Source organism: Methylocystis sp. Se48, assembly GCF_056269425.1.
Genome location: NZ_CM149850.1, coordinates 2,262,402 through 2,275,034, shown reverse-complemented (window position 1 = coordinate 2,275,034; position 12,633 = coordinate 2,262,402). Strand labels below are relative to the sequence as shown.

Annotated in this window: 11 protein-coding genes and 1 pseudogene; 8 read left to right on the top strand and 4 right to left on the bottom strand. The window is 63.9% G+C overall.

The annotated features are described in order from the left end of the window. Nucleotides 1–48 precede the first annotated feature (48 nt). The 7 genes from ACV959_RS11220 to ACV959_RS11190 all read left to right on the top strand — a co-directional run bounded on the left by ACV959_RS11220 (nucleotide 49) and on the right by ACV959_RS11190 (nucleotide 7,866). Nucleotides 49–1,095 carry a sulfate ABC transporter substrate-binding protein gene (locus ACV959_RS11220; RefSeq protein WP_475736687.1) on the top strand — a complete coding sequence of 349 codons (1,047 nt, stop codon included), beginning with the start codon at nucleotides 49–51 and terminating at the stop codon, nucleotides 1,093–1,095. Continuing rightward, entirely contained in the window at nucleotides 1,092–1,955 is an 864-nt protein-coding gene (gene cysT, locus ACV959_RS11215; RefSeq protein WP_475736686.1) for a sulfate ABC transporter permease subunit CysT, read from the top strand. The genes ACV959_RS11220 and cysT overlap by 4 nt, the downstream gene beginning before the upstream one ends. Further along, entirely contained in the window at nucleotides 1,948–2,841 is an 894-nt protein-coding gene (gene cysW / locus ACV959_RS11210; protein WP_475736685.1) for a sulfate ABC transporter permease subunit CysW, read from the top strand. Before cysT ends, cysW begins: the two co-directional genes overlap by 8 nt. Nucleotide 2,842: 1 nt before the next feature. Beyond that, nucleotides 2,843–3,934, top strand: coding sequence for a sulfate/molybdate ABC transporter ATP-binding protein (locus ACV959_RS11205; protein ID WP_475736684.1), 1,092 nt, complete (start codon nucleotides 2,843–2,845; stop codon nucleotides 3,932–3,934). A 56-nt stretch (nucleotides 3,935–3,990) separates the two neighbouring features. Further along, nucleotides 3,991–4,761 (top strand): trans-aconitate 2-methyltransferase, encoded by a 771-nt coding sequence (gene tam / locus ACV959_RS11200; RefSeq protein WP_475739653.1) that lies wholly within the window; start codon nucleotides 3,991–3,993, stop codon nucleotides 4,759–4,761. A gap of 231 nt (nucleotides 4,762–4,992) precedes the next feature. After that, nucleotides 4,993–7,527 (top strand): alginate export family protein, encoded by a 2,535-nt coding sequence (locus ACV959_RS11195; RefSeq protein WP_475736683.1) that lies wholly within the window; start codon nucleotides 4,993–4,995, stop codon nucleotides 7,525–7,527. Nucleotides 7,528–7,611: 84 nt separating this feature from the next. Next, complete coding sequence (locus tag ACV959_RS11190; RefSeq protein WP_475736682.1) at nucleotides 7,612–7,866, top strand: four-helix bundle copper-binding protein; 255 nt, start codon at nucleotides 7,612–7,614, stop codon at nucleotides 7,864–7,866. 138 nt (nucleotides 7,867–8,004) lie between these two features. Here ACV959_RS11190 and ACV959_RS11185 read toward each other — a convergent pair whose 3' ends face one another. The 3 genes and pseudogenes from ACV959_RS11185 to ACV959_RS11175 all read right to left on the bottom strand — a co-directional run bounded on the left by ACV959_RS11185 (nucleotide 8,005) and on the right by ACV959_RS11175 (nucleotide 11,227). Then, nucleotides 8,005–8,943, bottom strand: a complete 939-nt coding sequence (locus ACV959_RS11185; RefSeq protein WP_475736681.1) for a DUF2493 domain-containing protein — start codon at nucleotides 8,941–8,943, stop codon at nucleotides 8,005–8,007. A gap of 329 nt (nucleotides 8,944–9,272) precedes the next feature. Then, a pseudogene (locus ACV959_RS11180) lies at nucleotides 9,273–10,283 on the bottom strand (DUF7146 domain-containing protein). Nucleotides 10,284–11,017: 734 nt separating this feature from the next. After that, nucleotides 11,018–11,227, bottom strand: a complete 210-nt coding sequence (locus ACV959_RS11175) for a hypothetical protein (protein ID WP_475736680.1) — start codon at nucleotides 11,225–11,227, stop codon at nucleotides 11,018–11,020. A gap of 376 nt (nucleotides 11,228–11,603) precedes the next feature. On the opposite strand from ACV959_RS11175, the gene ACV959_RS11170 reads away from it, so the two are divergent. Then, a complete protein-coding gene (locus ACV959_RS11170) occupies nucleotides 11,604–11,876 on the top strand; it encodes a hypothetical protein (RefSeq protein ID WP_475736679.1) in 273 nt (90 codons plus the stop codon). Nucleotides 11,877–12,126: 250 nt separating this feature from the next. On the opposite strand, the gene ACV959_RS11165 is transcribed toward ACV959_RS11170, so the two are convergent. After that, nucleotides 12,127–12,495: a hypothetical protein gene (locus tag ACV959_RS11165; protein ID WP_475736678.1), complete on the bottom strand. Its 369-nt coding sequence runs from the start codon at nucleotides 12,493–12,495 to the stop codon at nucleotides 12,127–12,129. Nucleotides 12,496–12,633: the final 138 nt, after the last annotated feature.

Here is a 12,633-nt window from a genome sequence, read left to right as displayed (position 1 = left end):
TATGAATATTGCCGATGTTGAATTTGAAAGTAAATCTGGAGAATCGGTATGCCGCAGCAAGGTATGGATCGACTGCTCACGAAGCGCCTTTGGGCTCGATTTTTGATTGGAGGCGTCTGCATTGTATGGGCATTCACCGCCAATGCGGGGCAGGCGCTGCTGAACGTCTCATATGACCCGACGCGCGAACTCTATAAGCAGATCAACCCTGCTTTCATCGCCGACTGGAAGGCGCGCACGGGAGAGACGGTCGAGGTTCAGGCGTCGCACGGCGGCTCCGGGGCGCAGGCGCGCGCGGTGATCGACGGCCTCGCAGCGGACATCGTCACGCTGGCGCTTGCCGCCGACATCGACGCCATCGCGACCAAGAGCGGCAAGATCGCTCCGGACTGGCAGAAGCGCCGCCCGAACAATTCGGCGCCCTACACCTCGACGATCGTGTTCCTCGTGCGCAAGGGCAATCCCAAGGCGATCAAGGAGTGGGACGATCTGGCCAAGCCCGGCGTCGCCGTCATCACCCCCAACCCGAAGACCTCTGGCGGGGCGCGCTGGAACTATCTCGCGGCCTGGGGCTATGGGCTGAAAAAGTTCGGCGGCGACGAGGCCAAGGTGAAGGACTTCGTCAAGGCGATCTACAAGAACGCGCCGGTGATGGACACGGGCGCGCGCGGCTCCACCATCACCTTTGCGCAGCGCGGGCTGGGCGATGTGCTGATCACCTGGGAGAACGAGGCCTTCCTCGCGCTCAAGGAATTCGGCGAAGACAAGTTCCAGATCGTCGCGCCCAAGCAATCGATCCTCGCGGAGCCGCCCGTCTCGGTCGTCGACGCCAACGCCGAATCCAAGGGCAATCGCCCGCTTGCGGAAGCCTATCTTGACTTCCTCTATTCGCCGGCTGCGCAGGCGATCATCGCGAAGAACTTCTATCGCCCCGTTCATCCTGAACATGCGGCAAAGGACGACCTGAAGAAGTTTCCCAAGCTCGAACTCGTCACCATCGACAAGACGTTCGGCGGCTGGGCAGCGGCGCAGAAGAAGCATTTCGCCGATGGCGGGATCTTCGACGAGATACAGAAGCAAGAGCCGGCGAAGTGACCTCCCCGAACTTCGCTGGACAAAACGCTCGGCGCTTCAAAGCGCCGAGCGTCATTCCCGGTTTTGGGCTGACCTTCGGCTACACGCTGCTCTATCTGGGGCTCGTGGTGCTTCTGCCATTGGCAGCGCTCATCTGGCGCTCGTCGGGCCTCGGCCTTTCCGGCCTCTACGACATCGCGACCGAGCCGCGCGTCGCGGCCGGTCTGCGCACGACTTTTTTCATCTCCTTCTGCGCCGCGCTCGTCGATCTTTTCTTCGGCCTCATCATCGCCTGGGTGCTGACGCGCTACGAGTTCCCCGGCCGGCGCCTGCTCGACGCCTTCGTCGATCTACCCTTCGCGCTGCCAACCGCGGTCGCGGGCATCTCGCTTGCGGCGCTTTATGCGCCCAACGGCTGGTTCGGCGAGCCTCTCGCGGCCTATGGGATCAAGATCGCCTATACGCGCTGGGGCATTCTCGTCGCGCTGATCTTCATTGGCCTGCCCTTCGTCGTGCGCACGGTGCAGCCTCTCATCTCGGAGATCGAGACCGAGCTCGAGGAAGCCTCCGCGACGCTCGGCGCCTCGCGCCTCCAGACCGTATTGCGCGTCTTGCTGCCGCCGCTCGCGCCCGCGCTGCTCACGGGTTTCGCGCTCGCCTTCGCGCGCGCTATCGGCGAATATGGCTCTGTGATCTTCATTGCGGGCAACATCGCCTATGTCTCGGAGATTGCGCCTTTGCTTATTGTCGTGAAGCTCGAACAATACGACATTCCCGGCGCGACCGGCATCGCAACCATCATGCTCGCGATTTCCTTTGCGGCGCTTCTTGCGATCAATCTCGTCCAGGCGTGGGCGCGCAGGAGATTTGGTCATGTCTGAGTCGATCGCAGCCGACATTCCGGCCGCCCGGCGCCGCGCGCGCGTGCGGCCCGTCACGCAGGATTCGCCCTTCGCCCGCTACGCGCTCATCGCGACGGCTGTCGCCTTCCTGTCGCTCTTCCTCTTCGCGCCGCTGATGGTGGTGTTCGTCGAGGCGGGAACCAAAGGAGCCGCGGCTTTCTTCGAGGCGTTCCAGGATCCGGACGCGCGCGCGGCGATCCGTCTGACGCTGCTCGTCGCAGCCATCGCCGTGCCGGCCAATCTCGTGTTCGGCCTCGCTGCCGCCTGGTCGATCGCCAAATTCTCCTTCCCCGGAAAGAGCCTGCTGATCACGCTGATCGATCTGCCCTTTTCGGTCTCTCCCGTCGTCGCGGGCCTCGTCTATGTCCTGCTCTTTGGCTCGCAGGGGCTGCTGGACGGCTGGCTCTCGGCGCATGGCGTTCAGGTGATTTTCGCCGTGCCGGGCATCGTGCTCGCGACCATCTTCGTCACATTTCCCTTCGTCGCGCGCGAACTCATTCCGCTGATGCAGGAGCAGGGCAGCGTGGAGGAGGAGGCGGCGCTGACGCTCGGCGCCTCTGGCTTCAAGACATTTCTCACCGTGACGCTGCCCAACATAAAATGGGGTCTGCTTTACGGCGTGCTTTTGTGCAATGCGCGCGCAATGGGAGAGTTCGGCGCGGTCTCCGTCGTCTCCGGCCATATTCGCGGCCTCACCAACACCATTCCGCTGCAGGTGGAGATCCTTTACAATGAGTACAACAATGTCGCGGCCTTTGCGCTCTCGGTTCTCCTTGCAAGCCTTGCACTCGTCACTCTCGGGATTAAAACTTTCCTCGAATGGCGACACGCGGACGCGCTCGCCGCGCGCGGAAGGAGACACTAACTTGGGTCGCCAGCAGGGCTTCGCCATTCGCGTTCAGGGCGTCGAGCAGGACTTCGGCGCCTTTCCCGCCCTGCGGGACGTAACGCTCGACATCCAACCCGGCGAACTCGTCGCGCTGCTCGGACCCTCGGGCTCAGGCAAGACGACGTTGCTACGCGTGATCGCGGGGCTCAATGCCCCTGATCGTGGCCATGTCTATTTCGACGGCGAGGACGCCACCAATCTTCCCGTGCAGGACCGGCGCGTCGGCTTCGTCTTCCAAAATTACGCGCTCTTCAAGCACATGACTGTGGCCGACAATATCGCCTACGGCCTGAAGGTGCGGCCGCGCCGCTCGCGTCCGTCGAGAAGCGCGATCGAGGCGCGGGCCAACGAGCTTTTGCGCTTCGTGCAGCTCGAAGGGCTCGGGGGCCGTTATCCCACGCAGCTTTCGGGCGGCCAGCGTCAGCGCGTGGCGCTTGCGCGCGCGCTCGCGATCGAGCCGCGCGTGCTGCTGCTCGACGAACCCTTCGGCGCGCTCGACGCCCGCGTGCGCAAGGATCTGCGCCGCTGGCTGCGCGAGGTGCACAAGGAGACAGGCCTCACGACCGTCTTCGTCACCCACGATCAGGACGAAGCAATGGAACTCGCCGACCGCGTCGTGGTGCTCAACGAAGGCCGCATCGAGCAGATCGGCACCCCCGCGCAGCTCTACGACCAGCCGGCATCGCCCTTCGTCATCTCCTTCGTCGGCGAGGCGGTGGCGCTGCCTGTCACGGTCGCGGCGGGGCATGTGAGGTTCGGCGACCGCGAGCTGCATATCGACACGCATGGTTTGCGCAGCGGCCCCGCGCGTGTTTTCTTCCGTCCCGCCGACATCGCCGTCGCCGCGAGCGGCGCGGGCGAACTCGAGGGACGCGTGGAGAGCCTGCGCCGCACGCCCGCCGGCATGCGCGCGACCATCGCCATCGACGGCTACGATCAGACGCTCGAAATCGACTCGCCTATCGAAAGCGCGGCGGCCCTTGGCGACCGCGTGCCGCTGTCTCTGGCTAAAGCGCGAATCTTTCCCGCCGAGGAAAGCGAATATGTCGACGCCGGAGAGGGCATTTGACGGCGGCCGCGCTGGAGCAGGGGGGGGTCGACGCCGGAAATGCGCCGCGCCGCGCGCTGGCGGATTGGAACTCCGAGCTCTATCTCAAATTCGAGGCGGAGCGTACGCGCGCGGCGCGCGATCTTCTCGCCCGCATCCCCTATTGCGAAATCCGGCTTGCCTTCGACCTCGGCTGTGGACCGGGAAACAGCACGGCCCTGCTGGCGAGCCGCTTTCCGGGCGCGGCGGTCGTCGGTGTCGACACGTCCGACAATATGCTGGACGTTGCCCGCGCGCGCATCCCCGGCGCTTCATTCGTGAATGCCGATATCGGCGATTGGCGTCCGCCCGAGGGCGCCGACGTCATCTTCGCCAATGCGTCGCTGCATTTTCTTCCCGATCATCGCGGCACTATCACACGGCTGCTGCACGCGCTTCCCCCCGGAGGGCGACTTGCTGTGCAAATGCCGAACAACACGCATGAGCCGTCCCACGCTGCGATGCGCATGGTCGCCGCCGACGGCCCCTGGGCAAGCCGGCTGTTGCCTGTCGCGAAGTCGCTCACGGTCGTTGGCCAGGCGGAGGAATATTATGATCTCCTCGCGCCGCTCTGCCGCAAGGTCGACATCTGGCAGACAATCTACGTGCATCCGCTCGATGGACCCGATGACGTCGTGGAATGGTTCGCCGGTTCCGGATTGCGCCCGTTTCTGGATTTGCTGACGCCTGCCGAGATCGAGGAGTTTCTCGCGCGCTACCGCGAACGCCTCGCGCAGGCCTATCCCGGCCGCCCGAACGGGAAAGTGCTGCTCCGCTATCCACGCCTCTTTTTCGTCCTGCAGAAATAGAGAGGCGCTCGTGCCGCTTGCTCGGGCGCGATCGCAGACGCGCTGTGGGTTTATACAAAAGCGGAGCGATGGCCAGCAGATAAGCTTGTGGCATTCCCGCAACGGTCGCCCGAAGAAGCTGCGTTAGTCTATTAAATAACTAGACATGATGGCCTGTTGACGGTTTGATGAGTTCATGTCGCGGCGGCGGCGCAGGCTATAAGTCGAAACATGAACGAGAGTGCTGGGCAAATGGGGAACTTTCAGCGAGATCTGAAACTCGGAGTCGCCGTCGCGGCGCTCATGGCCGTCGCGGGAATCGCTCACGCGCAGGAGAACAAGGTCGATCTGTCGAAAGCAGCAGACGGAAAGGCCGCGGCGTCGAAGCCCAAGGCTGGCGAGCCAAAGGCAGCCGATGCGAAGCCGGCCGACGGAAAAGCGAACGGCGGGAAGGCCGAGAGCAAAACGGCTCCAAAAGCCATCGACAAGTTTGACGAAAAAAAGAGCTATTACGTCAAGACGCGCGGCTACCGGCTCGACCCTGCGCCGGACGTGCCGGCCTATGTCCGGGAGCTCGGCAAGACGTACAAGCAGTTCGAGGGGATCGACTGGCTCAACATCGGCCTCGATGAACGGGTCCGGTTCGAATACCGGCAGGACGATTATCGACCCTGGACCAGCACGGCTACCGGCGCGCCTGTTTCGCAACGGCGCTATTTTCCAGATTCGCTGTGGCTCTCGCGCACGCGCGCCTATTTCGGCGTCAAAAAGATTCTCGATCCATTGCGCTTTGCTGTCGAATATGAAGACGCGCGCTCCCACAACAGCATTTACGAGCCGGTGCCAGGTCAGGATATCAACGAGAACGAGCTGATCCAGGCGTATGGCGAACTCTACTTCAAGGACGCGCTTGGAAAGGATGATCTCGGAAATGATCGTCCGCTCTCGCTGCGTGCGGGACGGTTTCATCTCGAACTGCTTGACCGACGCCTGATCGGCAATAACCAGTTCCGAAACACGACGAATAATTTTGAAGGCTTCCGCATCAAGCTCGGCAAGCAGGACAATGATTGGGATTTAGACTCCTTTTTGATGCGCCCGGTCAGGCGGCTTCAATATGAATGGGACCGGCCCGAATGGGGCAACTGGATTTATGGCGGCGTACTTAGCATCCGCCGCTGGTCGGAATATGCGACGATCCAGCCCTATTTTCTCGGCCGCAAACAGTTTGCGGATGTTCTGAACTCGTCGAACGCGCTACGACTTCCGCGTGAAACCTATGCGCCGGGCTTGCGCGTCTATGGCGTGCTTGGCGATTTGGATTATGACGCCAACGTCAACAAACAATTGGGATGGCGCGGCGAGCTTCGTGACTTTGGCGCCAGGCGCAACGCGATCCAGACCACCGTGCAACACGATGCGATCGCTTATGCGGTCGAAGCCGGATACACTTTTTCCAAGCTCGCTTGGAAGCCGCGCGTCAGCGTGTCCTACGCCTATGGCTCTGGCGACAAGAGCCCTTTCGACAGCGCCAACCAGACGCTCGACATCTTCTATGGCTTCAATCAGCCCTTCTCGCGTAACGATTATTTTGCCTGGGACAACACCAAGAATCTGAAGGGACGGCTTGAGTTCGATCCAGCCAAGAACGTAAAAGTAGATACCGCCTTCAGCGCCTATTGGCTCGCAAGTACAGCGGCCCCGTGGAGCCGCGCCAATCTTTCGGCGCCTCTCGGCAACAGGGGCGACTATCTCGGCTCGGAATTTGATATCCGTATTCGGCACAAGCTGAGCCAGTTTATCGATTGGAGCATCAGCTATGCGCGCTTCTGGCCGGGCGGCTTTACCTCGAGCTTTGGGTCGCCGGTCGCGCTGCAACCGTTCGTCCCACAGTCCTTTCCCGGCCAGACGGGCACAACCAATGGTCTGACGGCTCGCCCTAGCGACTTCTTTTACATCGAAGTCAGCGCTAACGCCTTCGGCGATGGCCAGCCGATCACCCAGGATCCGGTCTCGCAGCTCTGGGCGGGAATCGGACCCGAAGCGAAAGAGCCGAAGCCGAGCTGGCGCGACGCCTATGTCGGCCTCAACGGCGGTGGCGCCTGGTCGAGCCCGGTGACGCGCAGCATCGTCTATCCGATCGACAACGCCCCTGCGAGCGCGCCCGTCGCCGCAGCGTCCAACTTCCGCGACAATGGCCCCAGCAATCTGGCGGGCTTCGTCGGCGGCTTCCAGATCGGCACGAACTGGAAGTTCGACAACAACATCGTCGCGGGCCTCGAAACCGATCTTCGCGCGGTTTCCGGCAATACGGACGGTCAGTGGCAGTCGTCCGCGGTTCCTGTGGGCGCCAATGCCTTCGTGAATTACCAGCAGCGCAACACGACGCTGAATTACCTCGGCACGCTGCGCGGGCGCCTTGGCTATCTCTTCACGCCGACCGTGCAGGTCTACGGCACGGGCGGCATGGCCTATGGCGGCGTGACGTCGAGCTCGGCCTTCCTGACGCAGCGCGCGGCCGGAACGAACCTCACCAACGGCACAGCCGTCTTCCAGGACTCGCGCATCGGCTGGACGGCAGGCGGCGGCGTCGAATGGGTGTTCATGAAGAACTGGAGCGCCAAGGCGGAGTATTTCCACTACGACCTCGGATCCGTCGCCGCCTTCACCGCGGTCGCGCAGCCCAACGGCTTCTACGCCTACGCCGCCAACACCAAGACCAAATTCGACGGAAACCTGGTCCAGGCCGGCATCAACCGCCACTTCGACCTTCTCGAAAAAGAGTAAGGGCGGCAAATCCAGAGCGCCGGCGCCGGGAACAATCTGGCGCCGGCGCGCATTGGTCATTCTCCATAAATCTGGAGAAAAGCCATGCACGCAGAGCAGATCATCAGCACGCATCCTCACGTTCAGGGCAATGTGAATCATGCTCTCGCGCGGTATATCGAGGAATGTTTCGATTGCGCGCAGTCCTGCGCCTCCTGCGCCGACGTTTTCCTGGGAGAGCAGGCTGTCCAGAGCCTCACGCAATGCATCAGGCTCAATCTTGATTGCGCCGACATTTGCGTGGCGACGGGCTCTATAGCGACGCGCCGCAGTTGTGGGCGTCTTCGCTGCGTGATGTGAAGCGTCGTCTGCGACCTCTGTTTGCGCAGGAGCGCGTGGCGCGGTCGGCGGAACATCGAAGAGCGGCGCAACGCACATCGTCGTCAGAGGAACATGGATAATCCTTGGCGACGGCGCGTCATTGACCAGTGGCGGCGCCTATGCGCCGCTGCTCTCGTATCTCCAGACCGGGATGCCGAGGACCCGCGCCTTGTCGGCCAGATTCGCGGAAATGCCGGAGCCGGGGAAGACGATGACGCCGATGGGGAGCGTTTCGAGCATCCGGTCGTTGCGCTTGAAGGGGGCCGCCTTGGCGTGACGCGCCCAGTCGGGCTTGAAGGCGATCTGCGTCACCTTTCGATTGTCGGCCCAGCAGGAAGCGATGCGTTCGGCCCCCTTGGGCGAACCGCCATGGAGCAGCGCCATGCCGGGATGTTTCGCCAGCGCCTTGTCGAGCCGATCCCAGATCGCGCGATGATCGTTGAAGTCGAGCCCGCCGGTGAAGGCGATCCGTGGGCCGGCGGGAAGGAGAAGCTCGGTGTCGGCGCGGCGCTTGGCGGCGAGAAAGTCGCGGCTGTCGATCAGCGACGCTGTGAGAGATCGATGATTGACCTTGGAGCCGCCGCGGGGACGCCAGGACGAGCCGCTGTGCAGTTCGAAGGCGTCGGCGGCCTGGTCGCGAAAGAACTCCATGCTGTCCCGGCGCTCGATGAGCGTCTGCCCCTCGCAGATCAGCCGTTCGAGCTCGACCGAGCGGATTTCGGAGCCATCCTGCTCCTTCTGGCTGCGCTTTTGCGCCTGCTCGTTGTCGTCGAGTTCGCGCTCAATGCGGGCGATGGCGCGGTGGAAGAGATTGACTGTCGACCAGAGCAGGTCTGCGAGGTCGGGCTCGAGGCGGCTGTCGCGCAGGGTCGCGACAAGCGCGTCGAAGATGTCGGCGACGGCGCCGGTGATCGTGCTGGGCTCGGGCAGCGGCCGGGGATCGGGTTCGTCGTGAAAGGGGCGGTAGCCGTAGAGTTGGAGTTCGGCGAGAACCCGCTGGGTTGGCGAGGCGGCTTGCGTGGTCTCGAAGTCTCGGTCGTCGCGATCGGTCGTCATAGGCGCTCTCCTTCGTCGGATGGGCCGCGACCCTCGCGGCCTTCGTGGCGACAAAAGGCGGCGGACGAGTCCGGCCGGCACCGGGAGCGAAGCGACGGGCCGAAGCGCAGCGGAGGATGGCGAAGCGCCGGCTATTTTGTTTCGCGCTGTAAAGCGCCCGCAGGGCGCGACGGAAAATAGCCGGCCGCAGCCATTGCCGGGCGAGCGCGTGCGACGCAAGGGTCGCCCTCTCAGAAGGCCGGGGCTGCGGCGCGATCTGGCGGTTGGAAGCGGATTGGCGAGGATGGCGGCGGCGAGAAGTCTGCAGCGAACATGCTCGACCTGCAAACTCACGCCGAGAGCCAGAAGAAGCGCTCGACATCCTGCGGCGCGAGCTGCGTCCGGATCGCTGCGCGCAGTGCATCTTCGCCAAGGCGACGTAAATCGTCGTTGAAGTCGCCGAGCTGGGGAACAAGGATGACCGCCTCGATGCCCTCGGAGGTGGCGCGGTTGACGAGGATCGCCGAAGCCTTCTTGCCGGCGGCGTCATTGTCGCGAAGGACGTAAAGACGGCGCAAGGTCGATGGCAAAAGCAGCGCGGCGAGATGCGCGGATGAGAGCGCAGCGACCATCGGCATGGTCGACAGCAGAGATAGCAACGAGAGCACGGTCTCGATGCCTTCGCCCGCGGCCATGACGTCGAGCGGCGCGCCAAAACGTACGCCATTGCCGCGAAGGTCGCCCATCGCGCGTCGAGGGGTGGCTATCGGCGCCTTGTCGCGCCCCGATCGATCGAGCCAGGTGCGATGCGCGCCGGTGATCTTGCCGTCGAGATCGGTGACGGCGGCGATCAATGCTGGCCAGGTTTCGACAGCGGAGGATTTCTCCGGCCGGTAGTAGCAACGGTGGTGAAAGCGCAGGCTGTCGAGATCGTGCAGCATCGTTATGCCGCGATGTCGCAGATAGCGCTCGGCCAACGTGCCTATGATCGGTCTCGACATATGGAAGAGACGTCGTGCGGCATCCGAAGAAGCTTTCGGAGCCTGGATAGCCGATCTCCCTCGTTCGGTCGGCGGGTCATCCCTTGGCAGGCTCAGAAAGCGCCGCGCTTCATCAATGGCACCGACGAAGTCGGCGCAGCGGGCGCTTTCGCGGATGATGTCGAGAAGATCGCCATGTTCACCCGTGGCGGCGTCGGTCGTTCAGCGACCCCTTGCCGCTCTTGGTCCGGTCGGTCGGACGAACAGGCTGCGGCCGGGCGTATTGCGCACATCGCCGACAAGCCGGTCGCGACCCTCGCGGCGGCCATTCGACGGATCGCGGTCAGCCGCCTCGGCGTCCTGCGCAAGGCGGCGCGCCAGCTCGGAGGCGACTGACCTGGGCGCGGCTCCACCCTCCGAAAAGAGGAAGAACGCATGGCGAGCCCCACGCTGTCGGCCTCGGGGAGGTCTCTCGGCGGCGACGCCCTGGGGCTCGTCGACGAGCACCCTCATCAGCATCTTCCTCGGAAGCGGCTGCGTCGATGGCGGTTTCGGCTGCGCGATCGCCGCCGTTTCTTTGACCGGCATGGCGTGTTCCTCGGCGGTCTGCTCGGAGGGCGTTCCTTTCGGAGCATGCAGATGCAGGGCGCGTCCGGGCGTGCGAAGCGGCTCGGGCAGCCAGTGCGTTCCGCAAGTAGTCGCTCCGCCTCCTGTGCCATGTCGCCTTTCTTCAGCCCTTCGATGCGCCGGGCGACGTCAACGCCCTTCGCCTCGCGAACCGCCTGGACGATCCCGCGCCTGGTCACACGGCCGAGAAAATTGTCGGCCGTCGGCGTCCAACCCGTCGCCGCGATGTCGAGGGAAAGGGACGCAGCGAGACGATCGGCATGGGCGATGGCGCGCGGGCGCCGGCTCCAGGGCTCATGCACGGCGTTGACGGTCAGGAACGCAATGCGCGACGCTGGCGTGCTTCCACGTCAAAGGTCGTCAGAACCTCCCAGAGGTCTTGCGGCTCCGCCGGCAGCTTCTGCGACCAGTCGATGACGGGCGTCGACCTTGGCCGCGAGCGGCGTGTGGAGAGCCCCGCGACCTGCGCCAAAAGGAAACATTCTGGCTCAGATCTGCAGGCAGGTGTCCGAACCGTAGCGGATCGAGCCGTAGGGCGCCGTGGCGTGAAGCGCGGCGGGAAGGGCCATGTGTGGATCGATGCCAGCGCCTCGCGCAGCGCCAGCGTGCGATAGGCGGTGAGTTCCGTCGAGCAATTTGTCGGGCAGAGGACGAAGGCCTTCGTCTTCCTCGTCCTCCGCAGGGCCAGACCGGAGCACATCGTCGCCATCCGGCGCCGCACCATGGGGCTGCTCGAAAGGTGCTTCGCCGACGTCCTCTGTCTCGCCTTCGTCGAATCAGCGCTTCAGGCTCCTGGATCGGCGCTTCGTCCTCGGGGCGGACATAGCCGCGCTCGATCCGCAGTCGCCGATCCGTCGTTCTTCGAAGACGCCAGCCACCAGGGCGATGTCCTCCGGTGTATAAATAACCGACAGTCTTCCATCGCTTCGAGCGCGGTCTCGATCTCGGCGAGGCATCGACGTCCTGGGGAATCTCATCGGCGTCCGATCGGCGGCTTCGAGCTGATCCGCTTCGAGACGAAGCGCCTCCCGGGTCGCGGCTTCCGCTTCACTCAGAGGCTGGCGTTCGCCCTATATGGCGGAGCCCCGTCCGGTGCTGGCCATAGGGGAAGTCGATCGCCGTCTCGACCCATTTCCAGCCCTCCGCCCGAAGGGGCTCGGCGTCGCGGGCCAGCTTCTCCGCGACGAGCCGCTCGAGAAGGGGGACGTACTGTCACCAGCCGCCGTCGTCGCTCTGGAAGAGGTCCCGCATGATGGGACCGCCGCGGCGGCGGTCATCTTCGCCGAAATTTCGCCCGCTTTGTCCGATGCCCGGACCGCGCCCTCGGTGAGAAGCCGGCGGAAATGATGGCCACCTTGTTCTACAAGACGCTGATACGCCTCCCAGACCTGTTCCTGGCGCTCATGGTCGGGATTGACGGTGAAGGCCATCAGCTGGTCGAGCGTCATGCCGTCCTCGGCATAGACCTCGAGAAGCGCCGGGGACACGGAGGCGAGCCGCAGGCGCTGTTGACGACTGGCAGCGGCGACGCTGACCGAAGCAGGCGGCGATCTCCTCCCTGGCTCCTGTTCGCGCAAGGTCGGGGAGGCAGAGGAACTCAGTCGAGCGGGTGCAAGGGCGCGCGCTTCGACGTATAGGCGAGGCTGTCTTCTTCGGCCATTTCCCTCCAATCGCGCCACGCAGGGGATGGGGGCGTTGCGCGAGGCGCTTCTGCTTCACCAGAAGTTCGAGCGCGCGGTAGCGCCGTAGGCCGGCGGGATTTCGGACCTGCCGGTCTCCGCGCCTGGATCGTGAGCACCGGCCGCACCGTGATGCTCTGCAGGAGCGTGCGGCGTGCGATGTCCTCGGCGAGTTCTTCGATCGAGACGCCCTTGATCCTGCGGACATTCGCCTGTGACAGGATCAGCTTCTTGAAGGGAATGTCGCGCGAGGCGCTGAGCTTCGATTTCTGAACTGACTTCGCCATCGGGATCGACTCCGCGACGGGCAGCCGGGAAACTTTCTCTCGGCCTCGAACCCGTCACGAAGCGCAGCGCCGCCCTCTGACTTTGAGGGCGACGCCGGGAAATCATTGAGGCCAATGCGAAGGCCCGTGACGACCATC

Coding starts and splice junctions, on each gene's coding strand:
- ACV959_RS11220 (WP_475736687.1), top strand. CDS start 49: ATGCCGCAGCAAGGTATGGATCGACTGCTCACGAAGCGCCTTTGGGCT.
- cysW (WP_475736685.1), top strand. CDS start 1,948: ATGTCTGAGTCGATCGCAGCCGACATTCCGGCCGCCCGGCGCCGCGCG.
- ACV959_RS11195 (WP_475736683.1), top strand. CDS start 4,993: ATGGGGAACTTTCAGCGAGATCTGAAACTCGGAGTCGCCGTCGCGGCG.
- ACV959_RS11190 (WP_475736682.1), top strand. CDS start 7,612: ATGCACGCAGAGCAGATCATCAGCACGCATCCTCACGTTCAGGGCAAT.
- ACV959_RS11185 (WP_475736681.1), bottom strand. CDS start 8,943: ATGACGACCGATCGCGACGACCGAGACTTCGAGACCACGCAAGCCGCC.
- ACV959_RS11170 (WP_475736679.1), top strand. CDS start 11,604: ATGGCGGAGCCCCGTCCGGTGCTGGCCATAGGGGAAGTCGATCGCCGT.
- ACV959_RS11165 (WP_475736678.1), bottom strand. CDS start 12,495: ATGGCGAAGTCAGTTCAGAAATCGAAGCTCAGCGCCTCGCGCGACATT.